Below are 23,601 nucleotides of genomic sequence, written 5' to 3' on the forward strand. Positions count from 1 at the left end.
GCGTGCTCAGGCACCGGTCGCCGGTACCGGCTGCCCGGTGCCGTCTTCCACCGGTTCCACGATCAGACCGAGACGTTCCGTTTCAAAATCCATGTGCTGGGCCTCCAGCCGGGGCAGGTCCTTGCTGACCTTGGCTGAAAGCTGCCTGAAACGGTCCACCCGGCCATACAGCCCCTGCTGCCCGGCCAAGGCCCTGACGGCACTGTTGTAATGGTTGCTTGCCGTGTTCAGGCTTCCGCCCAGCTTATTCAGCCTTTCGGCCACAAGGCATACCGAATTGTAGATGTCCCCCGCCCTCTCGCTGATCTCACGGGCTTCCCGGTTGCTCCGTTCGATCATCCACAGATTGGCGACCGTCCGCAGGATGGGAATGAGTGTCGTGTGGGACACCAGCACGATGCCCTTCCTGTACCCATAGTCAAACAGGTCCCGGTCCGCCTTCAGGGCACTGATGTAGGCCGGCTCGATCGGCATGAACATGAGGACAAAACCGGGACTGCGCATTCCAATCAGGTTCGTGTAATCCTTGGAGGCCAGATCATCCATGTGCCGGCGGACGGATTTCACATGCTCCCTGAGAGCGGCCTCATGCTCCGTCTGGCTCTCCGCCGCCACGGCCCGGTCATAGGCATTCAGTGACACCTTGCTGTCGATGATGATGTGTTTGCCTTCGGGCAGCCGGATCAGATAGTCCGTCTGTTTCTGCCGCCCCTCCGCATCCCGGAAGGAACTCTGGACCTCATAATGGGCTTCTTCCACAAGACCGCTCATCTCCAGGGTCCGGCGAAGCTGCGCCTCCCCCCAGGCACCACGCTGCTGGGAATCCCCCTTCAGGGCTGATGTCAGGTTGGTGGCCTCCTGACTCATCTTCAGGCCGATCTCCAGAACCTTCCTGATCTCCGCATTGAGGGTGCTGTTCCCCTGGAGAGACGCATCATGCACCTCGTTGACCCGCTTCTGAAACCCTTCGATCTGCTCCCGGAACGGCTTCAGCATGGACGACAGACTGACCTGACTGGCATCGGCAAAGGTTTTACCTTTTTCCTCGAATATCCTGTTGGCCAGATTTTCGAACTCTTTCCCCAGCGACTGCCTGGCTTCGCCAAGCTGCTGCATCTGCTCCCGGAAATGTTCCTCTTTCCGCTCCAGCGTCGTCCTGATTTCCACATGCTCTTTTTCCAGCATGCCATATTTCTGGAGGAGGGCCTCATACTGTGCGCCCCGTTCCGTCAGGGCCGCATCCAGCCGCTGGACCGTCTCATGGGCATTGCGCAGCTGCGTGCGGGCTGTATTCTCCGCAAGCTCCGTGTCATGAAGCCTGCTCCTGAGCTGGGCAAGCTCCGCTCCGTCCCTGTCATTCCGGTCACTGGCCTGCTGGAAAGCCACCTCCATCTGCCGGACCTGCATGGCAAGATCAGATATCTTCAACCCAGCCCGCCTCATGGCCAGCAGATACCCCAACCCGGCCGCCAGAAACGCCACGATAGCCATGGCGACGGTACCGATCACCAGTACGGATATCTGCATGTTGCTCCCTCCCAAAGGCCCCGGTTTGGGACCATGACCTCCGTAAACCAGTCTGAAGGAGGCAGTCCATATCTTACGGGGTATCAAACTAACGGGCTATCAGGCCACAGGCCAGCCTGCCGGTGAACAACACCCGGCACCGAAAGTTTACATGCAAAGAGAACGATCATCATGGCGGAGAGAGAGGGATTCGAACCCTCGGAACGCTTGCACGCTCAACGGTTTTCGAGACCGCCCCAATCGACCACTCTGGCACCTCTCCGGGGAACTGGGATGGAACAGGGGCAGCGCCCACCATCACCAGCTGATGGCCGGTGTTATGGCGGGATTTTACAGGATTGGCAAGAGGCAGCCCTCTTCCATCCCGCCTGCCCGCCACAAATCCTGCTTTTTTATTGACGGTGCAGGAGAAAAGCAGTACAGAACCCCTCTGTTCCTACGGTTTTCCGCTGCTGGCGGGGCACCGTCTGAACCAATGACAAAAAGCGAGCAGGCCATCCTCCTTTTGCAGAAAGGAAGGAATACGGCCAGAGGCTTCGGTAACATAAAGAGAGTTTTGCATGTTTGCAGTCATCCGCACGGGCGGGAAACAGTACCGCGTCGCCAAGGACGCCATCCTGAAGGTTGAGAAGCTGGATGCCGAGGCTGGCAGCACAGTCACCTTCTCCGACGTTCTGATGGTCGGTGGTGAGGCTGGCACGAAGATCGGTGCCCCTCTGGTCGAGGGTGCCAGCGTGACCGCCGAGGTCGTCGCACAGGACCGTCTGCCGACCGTCATCATCTTCAAGAAGCGCCGCCGTCAGAACAGCCGCCGCAAGAACGGCCATCGTCAGCCGGTCACCGTTCTGCGCATTACCGCAATCAACGCTGCGTAATTTCGCCCGTTCCTAAGGAGACACAGTCATGGCACAAAAAAAAGCAGGTGGTTCCAGCCGTAACGGACGCGACAGTGCGGGCCGCCGTCTTGGTGTGAAGAAGTTCGGTGGCCAGAGCGTCATCGCCGGCAACATCATCATCCGTCAGCGTGGCACCAAGGTGCACCCGGGTGAGAACGTTGGCATGGGGCGTGACCACACCCTCTTCTCACTGGTTGATGGCCGCGTGCGCTTCCAGCGTCGTGCTGGTGGCAAGGTACACGTTTCCGTTGCCCTGGCAGAAGCTGCCGAATAACGCACTCTGCCTGCCCTGACGGGCACAGAGCATGAAGAAGGGTCGGCTCCATCAGTGGTGCCGGCCTTTTTTCTTCCTGTCCCTTTCCCCTCCCCCTTGCTGTGGCGGCCTTCCCATGAAGTTTCTTGACCAAGCCAAAATCTATGTCCGCTCCGGTGATGGAGGAGATGGCGTTGTCGCCTTCCGCCGGGAAAAATACATCGAATTCGGTGGGCCGGATGGCGGTGACGGTGGCCGGGGTGGCCACATCTATTTCCGTGCCGTGCCGAGCCTCAACACGCTGATCGACTTCCGCTATACGCAGCACTTCCGTGCCCGCAAGGGTGGTAACGGGGCTGGCTCCAACAGGACCGGGGCGGGAGCGGATGATGTCATCATTGATGTTCCCATCGGCACGCAGATCTTCGATGAAGACCGTGAGACCCTGCTGGCGGACCTTGATGAGGAAAACAAGACCGTCCTGCTCTGTCAGGGTGGCGATGGTGGCCTGGGCAACGCCCATTACAAGAGCAGCACCAACCGTGCCCCACGCCGGGCCGACAAGGGCTTCCCCGGGGAGGAACGCTGGGTCTGGCTCCGGCTGAAGCTGATTGCCGATGTCGGGCTTGTCGGCCTGCCCAATGCGGGCAAGTCCACCCTGCTCTCGGTGGCCTCCCGTGCCCGCCCCAAGATTGCGGACTATCCCTTCACGACCCTGCATCCACAGCTTGGCGTCGTGCGCCTCAATGCCGTGGAAGAATTCGTCATTGCCGACATTCCCGGCCTCATTGAAGGTGCCAGCGAAGGAACGGGTCTGGGTGACCGCTTCCTCGGCCATGTGGAACGCTGTGCCGTCCTGATCCATCTGGTTGATGGGACGGATGAAAACTGCGTCCAAAACTGGAAGCTCATCCGTAAGGAACTGAAGGCCTATGATGAGGGGCTGGCAGCCAAGCCGGAGGTTCTCGTCCTGAACAAATGTGACGCCCTGCTGCCGGAAGAAATCGAGGAGCGAAAGGCTGCTCTAGAAGCTGCTTCTGGTGCAGAAGTTCACCTACTTTCAGGCGTCAGCCGGGACGGCCTGCCGGAACTGCTGCGCCATCTTCAGGACCGTGTAACGGCCTCCCGCAACGAAGGTCTCTCTAAGTCCCCCCAATAAAAAGGGCCGTGCGACATAGTATCGCACGGCCTTTTCTGTATCCTGTTCCCGGAAGCCGTCAGGCCCAGATGACAGACAGGCTCCTCACACCCTGCGCCCCACGGATCAGGACGCCTTGAATGTCCGCCGTGGCGGAAGGGCCACTCATCAGCACGCCATACCCTGCCGTCCGAAACTCGGAACGTTGCTGATAGGCATTGTGCATGTTGCCCACCAGCTCATCCTTCGAGAGCAGGACGATCAGATGCTGCGCCAGGTGGACATCGGCCAGATGGTCTTTCAGCTCCACCTCACTCAGGAAGACGCCACCAGTTTCCGCCACACCAAAAGCAGCCCGCACGACCATCACATCCACCGTGTCGGCCTGTTCGTGCGTTTCCAGGTCTTCAATCCGCAGCGTCCCTTCCACCTCCGGTACGGCAGTGCAGAGATTGCGCATCCCCGGGAACGCACGCCTGATGGCCTGCTCGACCCCTTCCCCATCCTGCAAGGAGAGCATCCTGCCGCCCATCAGGGCCAGACTGGCCTCGAACCGTTCCGGGCTGGCATCCTGATCCCCCAATGTCACGACAGGCGGCAACGGATAGGCCCCTTCCTGCGGAGACTTCTTTTCCTTCAGACGCTGCATGATGACATCACGGGCACTCATCGTCTCATCACTCATGCCTGTGTCTCCTCATGCTGTGCCTTGGTCCTGTTCAGACGGTTTTTCTTGTACCAGCTGTGGAATGTCTCCTTCACCGGATGAGGCAGCTCCCGATGTTTGCCCCACGGATTCAGATAATTGTACAGCACGAAACGGGGCATGGTCTTCAGGGCCACTTCCGTCCCGCTGATGGCCAGACGGTACATGGCCGGCTGGGCCAGCAGCCGCCCCGCCATCTTCATGATCTCCCGTTTGACGAACGGAATTTCATGCCGTTCTGCCAGAACACGCCGCCATTTATAGAGCTGCTCGTGGATGTCGATCTTGACCGGACAGACATTGGTACAGCTTCCATTCATCGTGGAGGCAAAGGGCAGCGTGCTGAATTTTCTGGCGTTGAAGGTCGGGTCAATGATCGCCCCGATCGGCCCGGAATAGACGGACCCGTAAGACTGCCCACCAGACCGGCGATAGACCGGGCAGGTATTCATGCAGGCCCCACAGCGGATGCACTTCAGAGAGGTCCAGAAATCATCCATCCCCAGCCGTTCGGACCGGCCATTATCCACGAGGATGACATGCATCTCCCCGCCCTTCTTCGGCCTGCGGAAATGGGTCGTGTACTGGGTGATCGGTGAGCCGAGCGCACTGCGGGACAGAAGGCGGATGAACACGCCAAGGTCCGCCATGCGGGGGACCAGACGTTCAATCCCCAGCGTGGCAATATGCAGGTTGGGCAGATTGGCACTGAGGTCCGCATTCCCCTCATTGGTGCAGACGACAAAGCTGCCCGTCTCCGCCACAAGAAAGTTGCCTCCCGTCATGCCCGTATCGCCACTCAGCAGGACCGGACGGGCCGCATTGCGCTGCGCCTCCGCCAGAGCGTGCGGGTCATCAATGTTCGGGTCGGTATTGTAATATTTGGCGAAGGTCTTCGCCACATCCGTTGTCAGCTTCTGGACAGCCGGAACGACCACATGGCTGGGCAGCTGGTTGTCCAGCTGCTGGATGCGTTCGCCAAGGTCCGTCTCCGTCACGCTGACGCCCTTTGGCTCCAGATACTCCCGCATCTCGCACTCATCGGTAATCATCGACTTGCTCTTGATGATGGATGAGTGGCCGTGATCCTTGAGAATCTTCTCCACGATGCGGTTATGTTCCGCACCATCCCTGGCCCAGTGGACATGGATGCCATTGCGGCGGGCATTCTCCTCAAACTGCTCCAGATACTGGGGCAGATGGGCCAGCGTATGTTCCTTCAGCCGGGATGCCTGCTCGCGCAGCTCCTGCCATTCCGGCATGATGTGCATCTGCTCGTCACGCTTCTGGCGCATGTCCCACAAGCGTTCATCATGAAAGTGACGATGCGGCTCATCCTCCAGAAACTCCGCCGCCAGTTTGGCGTGAGGGACCGGTCTGTTGCTCATGCCCTCGCTCCATTCAGAATTTCAGCAATATGGATGAAGCGGATGGGCACGCCATTACGCTCGGCGCAGCCCTGCTGGTGCATCATGCAGGACGTGTCGGCAGAGACGATATACTCCGCACCGGCATCATGATGATCCGTCACCTTGTCCAACCCCATGCGGGCAGAGACGGCCTCTTCCGTCACGGAATAGGTGCCACCGAAGCCACAACATTCATCCGGGCGTCGTGGTGCAGCAAAGGAAATGCCCTTCACGGCGGAAAGAAGGGTCTTGGGTTTGGAGAAAAAAGGCTCGCCCAGCTCGGACATGCTGGCCGTCCGCAGGGACCGCAATGTGGCGCAGCTGTTATGCAGCCCGACCTTGTGAGGGAACTCCGCCCACGGGAATTCACGCACCTTCAGAACATCATGAATGAACTCGACAAGCTCATATGTGTTCTTGCGCACATGCCGGACCTCATCCGTCTGCTCAATGGCATCAAAATTGTCCCGGATATGATGCACGCAACTCCCTGAGGGGGAGACAATCACATCATATTTCGAGAAATTGCGGATAAAGAGAGCTTCCGTCTCTTTGGCATCACGGTTGCACCCGGAATTCGCCATGGGCTGACCACAACAGGTCTGGTCCATGGGATACTCAACTTCCTGCCCCAGCTTTTCCAGCAATTCCAGCGTGGCAATACCCGTCTGGGGATAGAAGGCATCCATGTAACAGGGAATAAATAAACCTATCTTCATAATGGGCGCTTATAAAAAAATATCACCTACTCAACAATAAAACAAAACGTGACTGACAATCTCTACTGCAAAAAATCTCATTTAAATAGAAGAAATACAATTTTTTAAAATGATACTTATTATCAATTAATTGAATAACCCTCAGAAAAAAGGGGCGTCCATGACGCCCCTCTCCTCATCCACCCTTCTGCTTCAGCAGAAGTGCGAGCTATCTTATTTGCTCAGCTCCGGCAGAGGGTTCATCAGGGCCGGGTTGTCGGCATAATCAACCGGCACGGCGATGACCACCGGTCCCTGCGTTTCCATTCCTTCACGCAGGGCAGCCTTCAGGCTGTCCACACTATTGACGTTGATGCCCTTGGCGCCAAAAGAACGGGCAAAAGCAGCAAAGTCGATCGGGCCGAAGGCCACGGCAGCATCACGCCCGTACTTCTTCTCTTCCTGAATACGGACCATGTTGAAGTGCTGGTCCACCCAGATGATGTGGATCAGGTTGCTCTTCAGGCGAACGGCGGTCTCAAGGTCCATGGAGGACATCATGAAACTGCCGTCACCGGAGACGGAAATGACCTTCTGGGCCGGATTCACGATGCTGGCAGACATGGCCCATGGAAGAGCCACGCCCATCGTCTGCTGGCCATTGCTGATCAGCATCTGGCGGGCACGGAAGACCTCAAGGAAACGGGCATGCCAGATGTGGAAGGACCCCATGTCCAGACAGATCGTGATGTCCTGCGCCACGAAATCTTCCATCACCTTGATGATCTCAAGCGGATGGAGCATCCCCTGCTGGGTGCTCTTGGCCTTGGCAAAGGCAGATTTCTGGGAGGCACGATAAACCTCCAGAATCTTGTCCAGCGCAGCGCCGGATGTCAGGGCGCCTGTCTCCCTGGTCAGGTGCTGCACGCTCAGGGCGATGGAGCCGATCAGCTCGATCTCGGGATTGAAAGCATTGTCCAGCTGGGCCGGAACAACATCGATATTGATGATCGGGCGGGCTGATTTCTTGTTCCACAGGCACGGATCATATTCGATCGGGTTGTAACCGATGGCCACGACCAGATCAGCCTCATCCAGCAGGTAATCACCATACTGGTTGTGGAAGAGACCGACACGGCCACCGAAACGGGAGACCAGATCCTTGGAAACAGCGCCAGCAGCCTGATAGGTACCAACAACCGGAAGGTTCGTCTGCTTGACGAAAGCACGGATGGCCTCTGCATTCTCCGGCTTGCTGGCCTTCATGCCCAGCAGGACGACCGGCTTCTTGGCCTTCTTCAGGGCAGCGGCAGCCTCCTTGATGACGTCTTCCGGTGCAGGACCGGCCTTGACGGCATTACGGTTGCCCATCACCGGATAATCTTCCGTGATCTCGGAATTCAGGACATCCATCGGTACGCTGACGAACACGCCACCCTGACGGGGGCTCTCAGCCGCACGGAACGCATTGCCGATGACCTCCGACGTGGCCGCTGGAGCACCGATCTCGGCGCTGTACTTCGTCACCGGGCGCAGCATGCTGACCGTATCCATGCTCTGATGGGTCAGCTTCAGCAGGTCGGCACGACCGACAGCTCCACCGATCGTCAGTACCGGGTCACCTTCGGACGTTGCCGTGGCCAGACCCGTTGCCAGATTGGACACACCCGGGCCTGATGTGGCAATGGCCACACCAGCCCGCCCCGTGATGCGGCCGATACCTCCGGCCATGAAGACGGCATTCTGCTCATGCCGGGCAACGATCGTACGAATGGGAGAGTCTTCCAGCGCCTCGAAAAGACGGTCGATCTTGGCACCCGGGATGCCAACAATGTGATCAACGCCATGAGCCTCAAGATTGCGGACGATCAGATCGGCGGCTGTCTGTGCTGCCTTGTGAGATTTTTTCTGTGTCATGATGTTTTTTCCTGATCATGCCCGCCCTGAAAATACCAGACGGGCCGTGTAATCATAATGTGACCGAAGAGAGCGACCGGCCCCTCAGCCACCCTCTGCCGTGCGGATGGCCTCATGCAGGCCAGCGGGCTGAAGGTCTGCCTTGGCAAATTCTTCCGTCTTCGGCAGAGAAATCTCCAGATCGGACATGCGGGCAACTTCCAGCTTGCCGGATTTCACACGATAATTCGTCACATGGCCGCCATGCTTGCGGTCATCGCTGAGAACATGGAGGTGATACCCTGCCACATTGATCCCCTGCATGTAGGGCGGCGTACGGAAACCCAGCATCACCCCGCTAATCTCTCCCATGCTGAAGGTAGGCTGCTTGGCCACCACTTCCAGCATCCCCGGATAGGGCTTGTGCTGGCAGAAAACGGTCCGGGTATCGACCTTCTCGAACTCACCCGTAAAACGGACAGCCCCGAAAAGATTGGGATTGTCGATCAGCCCGTCGACAAGCTCCTCGAACTCCTCTTTACCCATCGGCCGGTCGATGGTGACCGTCTTTTCCGGCTCGAAATAGGTCACACAGGCGAAAGGCGTTTTCATGTCCGCTGTCGTACCGGAGGCAATCCCCTCGGAGCGGAACTGGCGGACCTCACCTTCCGTCACAATCATTTCGCCATCCAGGGCATCAAACGTCCCCAGGCCGAAATCACCATGCTGGACCAGCTCACCCAACGTCATTTCACCATCGTAAACAGCGTCCAGCAGAGCTGCCATCGTGGATGTCTGGAAAAGACGGTTTGGTTTTACACCTGAAGGTCGAGTCATATTGCCCCCTGTGTTGTGAATGGTCCTTTCTGTAGGGCAGGAGATGAATTCAGACAAATATATAGTTCCCATTGTCTCCATACATTTTATATATGGGTCATGGATATCCGACATTTCCGCTATTTCGTCACCATCGCCGAAACCGGCAACATCACCAAAGCGGCTGAAAAACTGGGCATGGAACAGCCACCACTCAGCCAGCAGATCCGTCGCCTGGAGAGCTCTCTGGGCGTGTCACTCTTTCGCCGCCAGCCTCGTGGGGTAAACCTGACAGAAGCCGGGCTGACCCTCCTGCCCCATGCACGGCTGATCCTCGACCTGCGCCGCCAGTTCATTGAAGATGCCCACGGGCTGGCCCAGGGCAAGAAAGGCCACCTCCGCATCGGGCTGGCCGGAGCCGTACCGCTGCTGCCCAGCATCCCCTTTGCCATCCGGCAGTTCAGCACAATTGCACCGGGCGTGACCCTGTCCCTGGAAGAAAGCAATACTCCCGCCCTCTGCGAAGCCCTGCTCTCCTATCGCATGGACATCACGATCCTGCGCCCTCCCGTGCCAGATCAGGCCAACGTGAAGGTCATCCCCCTGCTGGATGAGCCAACATTGATCGCCCTGCCCAAAGGCCACCCCTTCACCAGCCTGCCGGAAATACATCTCAGCCGCCTGGCGACGGAACCACTCATCATCTTCCCCCGTGAGCTGGGGCCAGGCTTCTTTGATGCCATCCTGGCGGCCTACCGGGACGCCGGTGTTACCCCATCCCTCGGGCAACAGGCCCCCCAGATTGCCGGGACCATCCCACTTGTGGCTGCCGGGCTGGGGGTCTCCATCGTTCCCCAGTCGCTCCACCAGCTCCATACAGGCGGCGTGACCTTCCACAGGATCGCCCGCCCCGCCCCTCATGCCACGCTGGCCATCGGCATACGGACGGGGGAGCAGCCACCGCTCATCCATCACTTCATCACCGTCCTCCAGCAGGCCTGCAAAACCCATCTGACGCTCCCCGACTGACCATCAGACACGCAAAAAAGCCTTTCCCCTCTGGCCCCAGGAACCAGAAGGGAAAGGCTCTCTTTTCTCCATACGTCAGAGACGTGATCTGCTTACATGCCCAGCGCACGGCGGTAGATGTCCAGCAGGGTCTCCTGCTCCTCCACCTCGGCAGGCTCCTGCTTGCGCAGCTTGATCAGCTGTTTGATGACCTTGACATCAAACCCGGCCGATTTTGCCTCCGTGAACACATCGCGGATGTCAGACCCAAGTGCCTTGCGCTCTTCTTCCAGACGTTCGACACGGTCAATAATGGACCGCAGACGATCAACCGCAATGCCGCCTGTTACGGCACCTTCATCACCATTTCCCATATCCATACACCATACTCCTCAAATCTGCCCGGATGCCGGTTCTTCTGGGCGGCTTATCGCTCCCTCATGGCCGTGGTCAATACCATCCAGCGGAAAGGCACTTCCCCTTCCCGCCCATATGAATGACAGACAGCCCATATTCACTGCCAGAAAAGCCACAAAGACGGAAAAACGCAAATGTGAACATGCCATTACATAAGGCCCAATCCTCTGCCGTCACGTCCTTCCGCAGCATCCTGCCACCTGCCGCCCTGCCTGCATGACCTGAAGCACGCCCCCGCTCCCGGCCGCTCTTCCATCCATCCTGTTATGGCTTGAACGGGACATCGGACAGGCTCTAAAAGGAGGTCAGAAACAAGACCGGAGGCAGACTGATGCCTCACCCGAGTTTCCAGACAGAAAAGGTACGCCTCACCATGGCCCACTCTCAGCAGACCGCACCGTTTGACTACGTCATCTTCGGCGCCACGGGCGATCTGACGATGCGCAAACTGCTTCCAGCTCTCTACAACCAGCTCCGCATCGGACATGTTCCAGAAGAAGCCCGCATCATCGGGACTGCCCGCTCCTCACTGTCCCGCGAGGACTACATCACCCGTGCCCGTGAGGCTCTGGAAACCTTCCTCCCCGCCCAGCACAGGGATGAGGCGCTGATCGAGCGTTTCCTCAAGAAAATTCATTACGTCACGCTGGACGGCACGAAGAGCGACCATAACTGGGATGAGCTGAAGGCTGTTCTGGACCAGTCACCGGCCGACCGCATCCGTGTCTTCTATTATTCCACAGCCCCGCAGCTCTTCGAGGCCATCAGCGAAAACCTCCACCGTTTCGGTTTCATCACCCCGCACTCCCGTGTCGTGCTGGAAAAACCAATCGGTACAGACAGTGCCTCCGCCAGAGCCATCAATGACGGTGTGAGCCGCTTCTTCGAAGAAGGGCAGATTTTCCGCATCGACCATTATCTGGGCAAGGAAACCGTGCAGGACATCATCGCCCTGCGCTTTGCCAACCCGCTCTTCAGCGCCGTCTGGTCTGCCGAGCACATCCAGAGCATCCAGATCACCGCCGCCGAGACCGTGGGCGTGGAAGGCCGTGCTGCCTATTACGACACATCCGGGGCCCTGCGGGACATGATCCAGAACCATCTGCTCCAGGTCCTCAGCCTCTGCGCCATGGAAGCCCCGGCTGACCTTGAGGCAGATACTGTCCGTGATGCCAAGGTGAACGTTCTGAAGGCCCTGCGTCCCATCCCGGAGGACAAGGTGGCCAGCGAGACGGTCCGTGCCCAGTACGTCAAAGGGGACATGAACGGCAAACCCGTTCCGGGCTATCTGGAAGAGCTGGGCGAAGACAGCCACACCGAGACCTACGCCGTCATGCGGGCCTATGTCGATACACCACGCTGGAAAGATGTTCCTTTCTACATCCGCACAGCCAAGCGTTCGACCAAAAAGGTGAGCGAAGTCGTGGTGACGTTCCGGAAGTCTGCTTCCGCCCTGTTTGGCACCTCTGCCGCCACCAACCGCCTGGTCATCCGCCTCCAGCCGGATGAAGGTTTCGGGCTGGCCCTGAACATCAAGAACCCTTCTGCCGCCGGGTTTGAGCTTCAGCACGGCACCATGTCCGGCAAATTCGCTCCGGCCGACGGCTCCCTCATTCCGGATTCCTACGAGCGCCTCATGCTGGATGCCGTCCGTGGCTATCCGGCCCTCTTCATCCGTCGTGATGAAGTGGAAGCCGCATGGGCATGGGTCGAACCGACACTGAAAACATGGGCCGCCAACAAGGTTCCGATGGCCCATTACGCCGCCGGGTCCTACGGGCCGGAAGAAGCACGCCGCTTCATCGCCACGACGGGCGATGCCTGGCACGAGGACATGGCAGACTGATCCTCCCCGGATCAGGACCGGCCTATCCGCATACGGCTTCACAGACCGCCCTGCCCCTGCCGGCAGGGCGGTTTTGCCTGTTCAGGCATCGCAGTCTCCACCATGACCACGGGGCAGACCCATCATGACCGAACCAACAACCCCTCCCCGTCTCGGCCGCCGCCGCCCGAGGCCACCCCGCTCCCTGAAGCAGCACATCATCCGACGGCTTGTCGTGCTGGTCCCGACCTTCCTGCTCATGTTCCTGTTCGTCAGGACTGGTGTGCTGGACAACCTCTATGACCAGTTCACCTTCAGCAAGCTGAGCTGGTTCGATAATACCGCCCTTGTCGAACATCTGCGGACCATCATCACCCGCAAGGGGCTGACCCCTCTGCCCCGGCGCTGCCTTGTCATGGTCGTCAATGGTGATGGCAGTGTGAACACCCCCACGATCGACGTCCTGGGACGGCATGGGAATGGCTGCCCCGGCGACACGCCATCAGCAGAGCTTCTCTTCCATGTCCGGGTAGACCGTGCTGGCCAGAGCATCATGACCGACGCAGGTTCACCTGACATGTATCATCCCCTCACCCCCTGAACGGCCCTCCCTGCCACCGCCGCTTGACCCGCCACACGGCAAGCGGCATAACGCCCCCAGCCAGATGGTCGGGCGATCGCTGTGTCCCCTGCGGGACATGGAGGAAAGTCCGGGCTCCACAGGAAGACGGTGCCGGCTAACGGCCGGCGGGGGTGACCCCAGGGACAGTGCCACAGAAACAGTACCGTCCGCCGGTTTTCTCCCCGTCATGGTGGGAAAATGCGGACAAGGGTGAAACGGTGCGGTAAGAGCGCACCGCGCGGCTGGCAACAGCGGCGGTCATGGTAAACCCCACCGGGAGCAAGACCGAATAGGAATGACGGGCCACATCCGTGGCTGAGGGGTCCTGCCCTGTCATTCGGGTTGGTTGCGTGAGGTGTGTTGCAAAACACATCCCAGAGGAATGATCGCCCCGCCTCACCATGTATGAGGCAGGACAGAACCCGGCTTACAGACCATCTGGCCCCTTCATTACTGCAAGCCCCCCCAGAAAACGGCATCTGGATACTGCAACCAGAGCCTTCATGACGCTCCGACACACAAGGCTGACGTACAGGGCCAAGCCTCTTCACTGCCATCCTCTTCCAGCCATTCTGCCCACCTGCCCCGCTTCCATGATGGCAATGAAGAATATACCAATTATTTACTTTATTAACAAAAAGACACCCCTGCCCATATCTACACAATAAAACCGCATCCCTGTGCCATTTTTTATAATAAAACTTTGACGTCCCATAAAATCCCATGATACCCCATGAAATCCCACTATGAAGGTGCGGACATGTGTCCACCATGGCAGGCAGGGAAGGAGGGACATTGCAGACCATGACCATGTTTCTCGGTACCCATGCCAGCCGTGTTGATGCCAAAGGACGCATTTCCATTCCCTCACCATTCCGGAATGCCCTGCGGGAACAGGCCCGCCCCGGAGAGGCCCTGATGATCATCAGGCCATCCCACCTTCATGACTGCCTGGAATGCTGGTCCGCCTCTGCCTTTTTCGCTTTTTCCGGCGCTCTTGATGAGTATGACCCCTTCTCGGCCGACCATGATGACCTGGCGACCAGCCTCTATGCCGATGCCTACCCGCTGGACTGCGACAGGGAAGGCCGTGTCAGCCTCCCCCGCTCCCTGAAAGACCATGCCGGACTGGAAGATGATGTCAGCTTCATGGGGCTGGGGCGTGTGTTCCAGATATGGAATCCCAGCCTTGCCGAAGAACGCCGCAGGCAGGCTCGCAGCCGCACACGGGAACTCGGCCAGCGTAAACGCTCCGAAAACAGGGAGAAGACCGCACCGTGACCCACGCCCATCAGATTGCTGAGGACATGCAGCGGGAGGGACACTTCCCTGTCATGCTGCCAGAAGTGCTGGACACACTGGCCCCGCAGGATGGAGGCGTGTATCTGGATGGCACCTTCGGCGGGGGTGGCTACAGCCGGGCCCTGCTCCGCTCGGCCTCCTGCACTGTCCATGCGATTGACCGTGACCCCGATGCCATAAAACGCGGGCAGCCTCTCGTGGCAGCCTCGGAGGGGCGGCTGCATCTCCACCAGGGAACCTTCAGCGCCATGAAAGAGCTGGCCGGTCATCATGGTCCCTTCAATGGGATCGTGCTGGATCTCGGCGTGTCCTCCTTCCAGCTGGATCAGGAAGAGCGGGGATTTTCCTTCCGTCATGATGGCCCGCTGGACATGCGCATGAGCACCGATGGCCTGAGTGCGGCGGATATCGTCAATGGTGAGAAAGAGCAGGCTCTCGCCGACATCCTCTACCATTATGGAGAAGAACGCCGCTCCCGCCGTGTCGCCCGGGCCATCATCGAGGCCCGCCAGAGCGGCCCGATCCAGACGACGGGGCAGCTGGCCGACATCATCCGCAAAGCCGTCCCGAAAGAACGTCCCAATTTCGACCCTGCTACCCGCAGTTTCCAGGCGATCCGCATTGCCGTGAATGATGAGCTGGGCGAACTGGAACGTACGCTGGAAACCGCACCGGGCCTCCTCGCACCGGGCGGCATCTTCTGCATCGTGACCTTCCATTCGCTGGAGGACCGCATGACGAAACGGGCCCTCGCCCGGCTGGCTGGCCGCATGGCTGGTCCATCCCGTCATACCCCTCTTGCCATGCAGCAGACAGAAGCCCCGTCTTTTGAACTCCTGCATACACGGCCCCGTACACCGTCCGATCAGGAACTGAATCTCAACCCCCGCTCCCGCAGCGCACGCCTGCGTGCCCTGCGACGCCTTCCCGCTCATGGAGCTTCCGCATGATCCGTTTTGTCACCCTGCTCTGTGCCGTCATGGCGGCTGGTTCCGGCCTCTTCCTCTACACGAAGAAGCATGAAACCCTCGTACTAAACCAGGATATCAGGAAAACCATTGAAGATACCCGCCGCATCCAGCAGCAGACAGCCATTCTGCGCACCCAGTGGGCTCTGCTGAACCAGCCGGACCGGCTCAGCGCCCTGGCGCAGCGGGTTCTGCCGGAGATGAGCCAGGTCGACCCCACGCAGTTCGTGCAGCTGGCAGACCTGCGGAAGCGTCTTCCCGCCATTGATCATCGCATCATCCCCATGGCCCCGGGGCGGGGACAGGCCCAGAGAGAGCTGGCATCCCTCACGGCCCCGGCACATCAGGCCATGGCGGCGCCTGCCACAACGCCCCGGCCAGTACGTGATGTCGTGGCCAGTACCGACCACGCAGAACGCAGACCCTCCCATCCTCGCATCCACAAGGATGACACGGGTGAAGCAGACCGCCAGCTTGAGCGAAGCCTGGCACTCCTGAGCGGGTCGGATGGAGACGCCATGCCCCGGCATCGTCTCCATGCCCCGACGGATAGTGCGACGGGCCAGACCCGCAGGAAGGCCCATGCCGTGCCCGACCATTCCCGCAGCGAACCCACGGAGGATGTGGCCTGGCACCCTGTCCACCAGTCTGCCAAGCACGGCCACATGAGCGGAATCCACACAGTCTCGGCCCCGGCAGACGAGCCTGCCCCTCTTCCGCCCCCTGTTCCTCTGACAGACTGACCCTTTGGCGGCTTCCGCCTGTGTTCCTTCCTTTCCTATGCCGAGCCCGTGCCCCATGGCCTCCAGACCGTCCCGCAAGACCAACCAGCCTGGATCAGACCATAAGGACGGGCCACCCGGAAAGCCGTCCCTGTTGAGACGTCTGTGGGCCCGGTGGGACGAACGCAGACGAAACCCCATGAGCTGGCTGGAAAAAAGCCGCAACAGGCTGGTCTATCTCGGCATGGGTTTCCTGTTCCTTTATGGTGGCGTGGCCATAAAGGCACTGTTTGCAACCATTCTGGCCCCCATGGCCCCTCTGCCCAACCAGGTCGGCAGCACCATACCGGACATCCCCCATCCGGACCCCAAAGCCATGGCAGGCAATGGTTTCGTCCTACCCAACATCAGACGGGCCAGCATCGTGGACCGGAATGGGCAGCCTCTGGCACTGTCGCTGCCTGTCGTGCAGGTCTATGCCAATCCCATGGAAATCATCGAGCCTGAAGATGTTGCCCGAAGCCTCCATACGATCCTGCCCAACCTCAACATGGCAGAGACCATCCGCCGCCTGAAACAGAAAAAACAGTTCGTCTACCTCGCCCGCAACATCGCCCCGACAGACGAGCTGGCCATCAACAATCTTGGCATCCCCGGCATCTATTTCGAAAATGGCGAGCAGCGCCATTATCCTCTGGGGAACGTGGCAGCGCAGATCCTTGGTAGCGTTGACATTGACAATCATGGCATTGCCGGGGTGGAGAAATTCTTCAACCAGCGCCTTCTGGGAGACCATGCACCGCTCCGTCTTTCCATCGATGCCCGCGTGCAGGCTGCCGTGCGGGACGAGCTGAATGACGCCAAGCTGCGTTTCCGGGCCATAGGGGCTTCCGCCATCCTGATGGACGTCCATACCGGGGAAATCCTGGCCATGGTCAGTCTCCCCGATTATGACGCCAACGATTTTGCCCATGCGGCAGACGATGCCCGATTCAACCGGGCCGTTACCGGCATGTATGAACCAGGGTCCACCTTCAAACTTCAGACAGCCGCCATGGCGTTGGAGCTTGGCGTGGCCCACCCCTGGGACCAGTTCTCCACCATTCCCATCCATGTCGGCCGCTTCAAGATTTCCGACCTCAAGACGGACCACTTCGCCCCGTGGCTGGCGCTGCCCTCTGTCATGGCCTATTCCTCCAACCCGGCCTCAGCCCATATCGCCCTGGATGTCGGGCGGGATCGCCAGCATGAATGGCTGAAAAACATGGGATTTCTGGACCGTGTTCCCGTTGAGCTGCCCGAGGCAGGACGCCCGCTGGTCCCGTCCCTCAAGAATTGGGGCGAAACCACGGTCATGACGGTCGGCTTTGGCCATGGCGTGGCAGAATCGCCGCTGGCCATTGTCCGCGGGACCGCCTGTACCGGCAACGGGGGGTATCTTGTCACACCCACCCTGCTGGCCCGTGAGCATCTCAATGATGATGTCGTCATGGCGGAAGAGCAGAAGGGGCCGCATCTGATCTCCACCAAGAATTCAGAGCTGCTCCGCCGAATCCTGCGCCTCGTCGTTACCAAGGGCATCGGGAAAAAAGCGGAAAGCCCCGGCTACATCGTTGGTGGAAAGACCGGGACGGCAGAAAAGATCGGCGCCCACGGGGGGTATCTGAAACATGTCAACATCACGGCCTTTACAGGCATGTTCCCTATGAATGATCCCAAATATGCCCTTTATGTCATGCTGGATGCCCCACAAGGGACGGCAGAAACACATGGCTGGACGACTGCTGGCTGGATTGCTGCTCCGACATTTTCCAGAATCGTGACACGCACCGCCCCCATGCTGGGCCTCTTCCCGCTGGAGCCAACCAAAGCCCAGCAGGTTGACGACCAGCTCGCCCTGTCTCTCTCTCCGCCCGTCCCCCCCGGTGTCCGCCATCCACTCGGCCCGGGCAATGACCCCGGGGCTGTCACCGTCAACCGACTGGCCACCAAACACGGGGCCCATCACAGCCACTGAACCCTCACCGCCCCTTCTCAAAGGTCTCCGTCATGAAACTGTCCTCCCTGCTCCGCCATCATGGTCTTGCCAGAGACCTCACCAGAGACCCGGACATTTCCAGCATCACCGCCGATAGCCGGGAAGCTCGCCCCGGCTGCCTCTTCGTGGCGCTGAAGGGCACGAAACAGGACGGACGGACCTTCATTCCTCTGGCCATCGCAGAAGGGGCAGCCGCAATCGTCCTCGCCGCTTCCCCAGGCCAGCATCATCTGCCAGAGCAGACGGAAAACGGCCACACGGCCCTCATCATCACCCTGCCCGACCCGGCCCGTTTCCTGGCCCGGTCTGCTGCACTGCTGGCAGGGGCCCAGCCTGACCATATTGCCGCCATCACGGGAACAAACGGCAAAAGCAGCACGGCAGATTTCTTCCGCCAACTCTGCCAGCTGCGTCACCAGAAGGCTGCAAGCCTCGGTACTCTGGGGCTCATCAGTGACGTGGCATTGCCATCACTCCCCCCCCTGACCACACCGGATGCCGTCACCCTTGCCAACACTCTGGCAGCCCTGCAGGTGCATGGCATCACCCATGTAGCGCTGGAGGCCTCATCCCATGGCCTCCAGCAGCACCGGCTGGACGGCGTTGCCATCACGGCCGCCGCTTTTTCCAACCTGACCCGAGACCATCTGGACTATCACCACACGCTGGAAGCCTACCGGCAGGCCAAGCTGCATCTCTTTGAAACGCTGCTGCCCGAAGGGGGCCGGGCCGTCATCAACAGCGACATGGATGCCGAAAGCAGAGAGGCCCTCCGTGACATTGCCACCCGCCGGAAACTGGACCTCCGCACGATTGGCACAACAGGCGAGACCATCCGAATTCTTGAGGCCACACCCACCCCGCAGGGCATGGACCTGACACTCCAGCTGCATGGCCGTACCCTGCCCGCACTCCACTTTCCACTCCCGGGACGTTTTCAGGCAGAAAATGCCCTGCTGGCTGCCGCCCTCTGCTGGGAACGGGATGAAGAAGCTGAATCCATCATTGCCCTCCTGCCGCACCTGAAGGGCGTGCCCGGCCGTTGTGAGCCGGTCGCCCACCTGCCAAATGGAGCCTGCGCCTACGTGGATTATGCTCACACGCCGGATGCGCTGGAGCACGTCCTGCTCAGCCTGCGTCCCCACACCAGCGGGCGGCTGGTCGTGGTCTTCGGTGCGGGCGGGGACCGTGACAGGGGCAAGCGCCCTCTCATGGGACAGATCGCCGCCCATCTGGCCGATGAAGTCATCATCACGGATGACAACCCCCGCAGCGAGGACCCGGCCACCATCCGGGCCGAAATTCTCGCCACAGCCCCGCAGGCACAAGAAATTGGCGACCGTCGGCAGGCCATCCGTACCGCTCTGGAAGGTCTGAAGAAAGGCGATGTCCTGCTCATCGCCGGGAAAGGGCATGAAACAGGCCAGATCATCAAGGGGGAAATACATCCGTTCGATGACCGTACCATCACGGCCGCACTCGCCAGGGAGCTTGCCTGATGCCCGATACAACCATCCTCTGGACCCGCAAGGACCTTCAGGCCGCCACGGGAGGACAGCTTGCCGGTGACGTGAAGGTCCACGGCGTCTGCATCGATACCCGCACCCTGAAACACGGTGACCTCTTCATCGCCCTGATCGGTCATAATTCAGACGGACACCGCTATCTGAGGCAGGCCCTGGAGGCTGGAGCCAGCTGCGTGATGGCCCATGACGAGGCCGCCATCAGCACGGCCGGTCTGACGGATGATCCCCGCCTGTTGAAGGTCGATGACACCATGCAAGGGCTGGAGGCTCTGGGCCGCTACAGGCGGGCACAGTTCAGCGGCAGGGTCATCGCCGTTACAGGCAGCGTGGGAAAAACAACCACCAAGAACATGCTGGCCACGGCTCTTGCACCTTACGGGCAGGTCCATGCTTCCGTGGCGTCCTTCAACAACCACTGGGGCGTGCCTCTGACACTCGCCCGCCTGCCAGAAGAAGCCGCCTTCTGCATCAGCGAGGTGGGCATGAACCACCCCGGCGAGATCGCCCCGCTCGCCGCCCAGATACGCCCGGATATTGGCCTCATAACCACCATTGGCAGCGCCCATCTGGGGCATATGGGCAGCATCGACGCCATTGCGGACGAAAAGGCGGCCCTCTTTGCCGCCCTTCCGTCATCCGGCACGGCCCTCTGCCCGGAGGCCTCACAGGGACTTGCCCGCCTGAAACAGGCCCTGCCGACAGGTGTTTCGCTCTGGCAGGCAGGCGTGACAACCAGCGCCACCATCCGGATAACAGACCTCACCTGCACGGCAGACGGCAGCCAGTTCCATCTGACCACACCACGGGGCGACACCGACGTGAGGCTGGCGGCCCCCGGCCCCCATCTGGCCCGCAATGCCGCATTGGCTCTTGGGGCCATCGCTGCGCTGGGGCTGGACCCGAAAGCCGGAGCCGAGGCCCTGCGCCATTTCCAGCCGGAAGCCGGACGGGGCCAGCAGCGCCTGTTGCCCGGCGGCATCACCCTGCTGGATGAGAGCTACAATGCCTCCGGCCCCAGTGTCCGTGCAGCCCTGGACACGCTCGCCCTCATGCCCGCCAGACGCCATCTGGCCGCCCTGGGCGACATCAGGGAGCTGGGCCAGTTTGCCGAAGCCGAACACCGGGCTCTGGCTGAACCATTAATGAAGCATGACATTCTGACATTCTGTTGCGGCCCGCACATGAAATCCCTTTACGAGGCCCTTCCTCCTTCCCTACAGGGAGGATATGCTGAAAATTCAGTCCAGCTTGCCTCCCTGCTGCACCCTGCCCTGCAAAAAGGGGATGTGCTGCTCGTGAAGGGAAGCCTGGGCAGTAACATGCGTGCCCTCATTGCGCTGCTGGAGCAGCCCATGTCCACCACCACACACGCCCCAGAGTCCGCCTGATGCTCTTCAACCTTCTTGCTGCACCTTCTTCCTCCCATGGCGGCCTTCTCAACCTGCTGCATTACATGACCTTCCGGGCCGGATGCGCCTGCCTGACAGCACTGGTGATCTCCCTGCTGCTCGGCAAGCCCTTCATTGCCCAGCTCAAACGCATCCAGCGGCAAGGGCAGCCCATACGGACCCTCGGGCCGGAACGGCATATACTGGAGAAAGCCGGTACCCCCACCATGGGCGGTGGTCTCATCCTGTTTTCCCTGACCTGCTCCACCCTGCTCTGGGCGGACCTGTTTGACGGGTTTGTCTGGGCTGTTCTCCTCACGACCTTGGGGTTTGGCGCCATAGGCTTTGCGGATGACTATCTCAAACTGGCCAAGGGCAACAGCAAAGGGGTCTCCAAAAAAATACGGCTGGGCGGGGAATTCCTGATCTCATGCCTTGCCGGGATTGCCATGGAAGCCCTGACACCACCGGACCTGCGCAATGCCGTGGCCTTTCCTTTCGCCAAGACCTTCGTGCTGCATCTGGGCTACATTTTCCCGCTCTTCGCCATGGTGACGATCACGGGTTTCGGCAATGCCGTGAACCTGACGGACGGGCTGGACGGGCTGGCCACGGTGCCCTCCATCATCGCCGCCCTCGTCTTCGCCCTGATCGCCTATCTGGTCGGCAACCATGTCTTTGCCGACTATCTCCAGCTCCATCATGTTCCCGGCACGGGGGAGCTGAGCATCTTCTGCGCCGCCCTGATCGGAGCCGGACTGGGTTTTCTCTGGTTCAATGCTCCACCGGCAGAGGTCTTCATGGGAGACACCGGGTCTCTGGCACTGGGCGGTGCCCTGGGGGCCGTGGCCGTGGCTGTGAAGCATGAGCTGGTGCTCTGCCTCGTGGGGGGCCTGTTCGTGGTGGAAACGATCTCCGTCATCATCCAGGTCTTCTGGTTCCGCCGCACGGGGAAGCGCATCTTCCTCATGGCACCGCTGCACCATCATTTTGAGAAGAAAGGCTGGCAGGAGCCGAAAATTGTCGTCCGTTTCTGGATCATTGCCATCATTCTGGGGCTGTGTGGTCTGGCCACACTGAAGCTGCGCTGATGACTGTCCTGCCCTTTCCTCCCCCCCAGAAATGGCCTGCAACACTCCTGACCGGGCAGCATCATGCTGTCTGCGGGCTGGGCCGCAACGGTGCTGCCGTCGTGCAGGCCCTGCTGGATATGGGAGCAACCGTACAGGCCTGGGATGACAGCAGGCCGGAGCTCCCAGCTCCCCTGTCCTCACATCCCCGCCTGACCCTGGCGCCCCTGACTGACCTCACCGGCATGGATGCCCTGATCCTCTCGCCGGGCATCCCGCACCATCTGCCCCGGCCACACCCTGCTGCCCTGCTGGCACGGGAGCAGCATGTGCCGATCCTCTCCGATGCAGAACTGCTCTGGCAGGTAGCTCGCAAGGCAGGATCACGCGCGCGGTTCGTCTCCATCACGGGTACAAATGGCAAATCCACGACCACGGCCCTGCTGACCCACATTCTCACACAGGCCGGCATCCCGGCCTGCTGTGGCGGCAATTTTGGCACGGCCTCTCTCGCCCTGCCCGCTCTGGGGGATGACGGCGTCTATGTCATTGAAATGTCGTCCTACATGCTGGAACGGCTGAAGGACTATCACGCCTGTGCCGCTGCCCTGCTCAACCTGACACCGGACCATCTGGACAGGCACGGCTCCATGCAGGGCTATCTGGATGCCAAGGCGCATGTCTTTGACAACATGACCGCAGGCGACCTTGCCATTCTGGGCGAAAAGGCCTCCTGGGCGGACGGACTGCACCAGCAGCTTGAGCGGCAGGGCGTGACGGTACGGACACTCTCGATCACCCAGCCTGTTCCAGAAACAGACGCCCCCTTTCTGCCTGGACAGCACAATGCCCAGAACATAGAGACCTGCCGGGCCATCGCCCGCCATCTTGGCCTCTCCGAGGAACAGATTGCCGAGGGCATCAGAAGCTTCACCGGGCTGGACCATCGCCTCCAGCTCGTGGCGCAGGCTGATGGAATCAGCTTCATCAACGACAGCAAGGCCACAAATGCGGAAGCCAGCTACCATGCACTAAAAGCCTTCCCCAAAAGCCTCTGGATTGCCGGAGGCATGGCCAAAGAAGGAGGAATCGAAAGTCTGGCACCACTGTTCGGCCATGTGCGCCGTGCCTTCCTCATCGGGCAGGATGCCCCATTGCTGGCCAGAACCCTGACAGCCCATGATGTTCCTTTCGAGATCAGCGAAACGCTGGAGCAGGCAACACGGGCCGCCTGGGACCATGCCCGGACACACGAGGCCATGCCCATACTCCTGTCCCCGGCCTGTGCCAGTTTTGACCAGTTCCGCAATTTCGAGGAACGGGGAACGGCCTTTGCCACACTGGCCCGCAGCCTCTGCGGGGAGGACTGAAACATC

General features: G+C 60.1%; 21 protein-coding genes, 1 tRNA gene and 1 other RNA gene. 15 read left to right on the forward strand and 8 right to left on the reverse strand.

Features of this window, described 5'->3' with window-relative positions; translation table 11 throughout:
- Positions 1–6 precede the first annotated feature (6 nt).
- Positions 7–1,527, reverse strand: coding sequence for a DNA recombination protein RmuC (rmuC, locus tag CPA54_RS03985; RefSeq protein ID WP_249085557.1), 1,521 nt, complete (start codon positions 1,525–1,527; stop codon positions 7–9).
- A gap of 172 nt (positions 1,528–1,699) precedes the next feature.
- Positions 1,700–1,789 (reverse strand) — tRNA-Ser (locus tag CPA54_RS03990).
- Positions 1,790–2,087: 298 nt separating this feature from the next.
- Here CPA54_RS03990 and rplU point away from each other — a divergent pair.
- From rplU to obgE, 3 genes are all read left to right on the forward strand, one after another.
- A complete protein-coding gene (rplU, locus tag CPA54_RS03995; RefSeq protein ID WP_043559869.1) occupies positions 2,088–2,402 on the forward strand; it encodes a 50S ribosomal protein L21 in 315 nt (104 codons plus the stop codon).
- Positions 2,403–2,430: 28 nt separating this feature from the next.
- Complete coding sequence (rpmA, locus tag CPA54_RS04000) at positions 2,431–2,697, forward strand: 50S ribosomal protein L27 (RefSeq protein WP_043559867.1); 267 nt, start codon at positions 2,431–2,433, stop codon at positions 2,695–2,697.
- A gap of 115 nt (positions 2,698–2,812) precedes the next feature.
- A complete protein-coding gene (obgE, locus tag CPA54_RS04005) occupies positions 2,813–3,835 on the forward strand; it encodes a GTPase ObgE (RefSeq protein WP_249085558.1) in 1,023 nt (340 codons plus the stop codon).
- Positions 3,836–3,893: 58 nt separating this feature from the next.
- On the opposite strand, the gene CPA54_RS04010 is transcribed toward obgE, so the two are convergent.
- The 5 genes from CPA54_RS04010 to budA form a co-directional block, all read right to left on the reverse strand.
- Positions 3,894–4,484: an LUD domain-containing protein gene (locus tag CPA54_RS04010; protein WP_154981654.1), complete on the reverse strand. Its 591-nt coding sequence runs from the start codon at positions 4,482–4,484 to the stop codon at positions 3,894–3,896.
- An 11-nt stretch (positions 4,485–4,495) separates the two neighbouring features.
- Positions 4,496–5,908: a lactate utilization protein B gene (locus tag CPA54_RS04015; protein ID WP_043559863.1), complete on the reverse strand. Its 1,413-nt coding sequence runs from the start codon at positions 5,906–5,908 to the stop codon at positions 4,496–4,498.
- Positions 5,905–6,648, reverse strand: coding sequence for a (Fe-S)-binding protein (locus CPA54_RS04020; protein ID WP_043559860.1), 744 nt, complete (start codon positions 6,646–6,648; stop codon positions 5,905–5,907). Before CPA54_RS04020 ends, CPA54_RS04015 begins: the two co-directional genes overlap by 4 nt.
- Before the next feature lie 213 nt (positions 6,649–6,861).
- Positions 6,862–8,544, reverse strand: a complete 1,683-nt coding sequence (gene alsS, locus CPA54_RS04025) for an acetolactate synthase AlsS (protein ID WP_081563245.1) — start codon at positions 8,542–8,544, stop codon at positions 6,862–6,864.
- An 84-nt stretch (positions 8,545–8,628) separates the two neighbouring features.
- Complete coding sequence (gene budA, locus CPA54_RS04030; RefSeq protein ID WP_043559857.1) at positions 8,629–9,360, reverse strand: acetolactate decarboxylase; 732 nt, start codon at positions 9,358–9,360, stop codon at positions 8,629–8,631.
- A gap of 99 nt (positions 9,361–9,459) precedes the next feature.
- Between budA and CPA54_RS04035 the strand changes: the two genes are divergently transcribed.
- Positions 9,460–10,368 carry a LysR family transcriptional regulator gene (locus CPA54_RS04035; protein WP_249085559.1) on the forward strand — a complete coding sequence of 303 codons (909 nt, stop codon included), beginning with the start codon at positions 9,460–9,462 and terminating at the stop codon, positions 10,366–10,368.
- A gap of 92 nt (positions 10,369–10,460) precedes the next feature.
- Here the strand turns inward: CPA54_RS04035 and CPA54_RS04040 are convergent, their stop codons facing one another.
- A complete protein-coding gene (locus CPA54_RS04040; protein WP_043559853.1) occupies positions 10,461–10,727 on the reverse strand; it encodes a DUF2312 domain-containing protein in 267 nt (88 codons plus the stop codon).
- 410 nt (positions 10,728–11,137) lie between these two features.
- Here CPA54_RS04040 and zwf point away from each other — a divergent pair, with 410 nt between their 5' ends.
- The 11 genes from zwf to murD all read left to right on the forward strand — a co-directional run bounded on the left by zwf (position 11,138) and on the right by murD (position 23,595).
- Positions 11,138–12,610 carry a glucose-6-phosphate dehydrogenase gene (zwf, locus tag CPA54_RS04045; protein ID WP_043561077.1) on the forward strand — a complete coding sequence of 491 codons (1,473 nt, stop codon included), beginning with the start codon at positions 11,138–11,140 and terminating at the stop codon, positions 12,608–12,610.
- Positions 12,611–12,734: 124 nt separating this feature from the next.
- Positions 12,735–13,190, forward strand: coding sequence for a hypothetical protein (locus tag CPA54_RS04050; protein ID WP_043559850.1), 456 nt, complete (start codon positions 12,735–12,737; stop codon positions 13,188–13,190).
- Positions 13,191–13,250: 60 nt separating this feature from the next.
- Positions 13,251–13,657, forward strand: an RNA gene (gene rnpB / locus CPA54_RS04055) — RNase P RNA component class A.
- A 358-nt stretch (positions 13,658–14,015) separates the two neighbouring features.
- A complete protein-coding gene (gene mraZ, locus CPA54_RS04060; RefSeq protein ID WP_043561075.1) occupies positions 14,016–14,492 on the forward strand; it encodes a division/cell wall cluster transcriptional repressor MraZ in 477 nt (158 codons plus the stop codon).
- 26 nt (positions 14,493–14,518) lie between these two features.
- Entirely contained in the window at positions 14,519–15,463 is a 945-nt protein-coding gene (rsmH, locus tag CPA54_RS04065) for a 16S rRNA (cytosine(1402)-N(4))-methyltransferase RsmH (protein WP_043561073.1), read from the forward strand.
- On the forward strand, positions 15,460–16,224 hold the full coding sequence (locus CPA54_RS04070; protein ID WP_249085560.1) for a hypothetical protein: 765 nt from the start codon (positions 15,460–15,462) through the stop codon (positions 16,222–16,224). Before rsmH ends, CPA54_RS04070 begins: the two co-directional genes overlap by 4 nt.
- A gap of 55 nt (positions 16,225–16,279) precedes the next feature.
- Complete coding sequence (locus CPA54_RS04075; protein WP_086431535.1) at positions 16,280–18,220, forward strand: penicillin-binding protein 2; 1,941 nt, start codon at positions 16,280–16,282, stop codon at positions 18,218–18,220.
- A gap of 32 nt (positions 18,221–18,252) precedes the next feature.
- Positions 18,253–19,740: a UDP-N-acetylmuramoyl-L-alanyl-D-glutamate--2,6-diaminopimelate ligase gene (locus tag CPA54_RS04080; protein ID WP_043559846.1), complete on the forward strand. Its 1,488-nt coding sequence runs from the start codon at positions 18,253–18,255 to the stop codon at positions 19,738–19,740.
- Complete coding sequence (murF, locus tag CPA54_RS04085) at positions 19,740–21,155, forward strand: UDP-N-acetylmuramoyl-tripeptide--D-alanyl-D-alanine ligase (RefSeq protein WP_248630536.1); 1,416 nt, start codon at positions 19,740–19,742, stop codon at positions 21,153–21,155. The genes CPA54_RS04080 and murF overlap by 1 nt, the downstream gene beginning before the upstream one ends.
- Positions 21,155–22,246, forward strand: a complete 1,092-nt coding sequence (mraY, locus tag CPA54_RS04090; RefSeq protein ID WP_043559842.1) for a phospho-N-acetylmuramoyl-pentapeptide-transferase — start codon at positions 21,155–21,157, stop codon at positions 22,244–22,246. The genes murF and mraY overlap by 1 nt, the downstream gene beginning before the upstream one ends.
- On the forward strand, positions 22,246–23,595 hold the full coding sequence (gene murD / locus CPA54_RS04095) for a UDP-N-acetylmuramoyl-L-alanine--D-glutamate ligase (RefSeq protein WP_249085561.1): 1,350 nt from the start codon (positions 22,246–22,248) through the stop codon (positions 23,593–23,595). Before mraY ends, murD begins: the two co-directional genes overlap by 1 nt.
- Positions 23,596–23,601: the final 6 nt, after the last annotated feature.

It is taken from the genome of Parasaccharibacter sp. TMW2.1890 (assembly GCF_023337645.1).
Classification (GTDB): Bacteria; Pseudomonadota; Alphaproteobacteria; order Acetobacterales; family Acetobacteraceae; genus Bombella; species Bombella apis.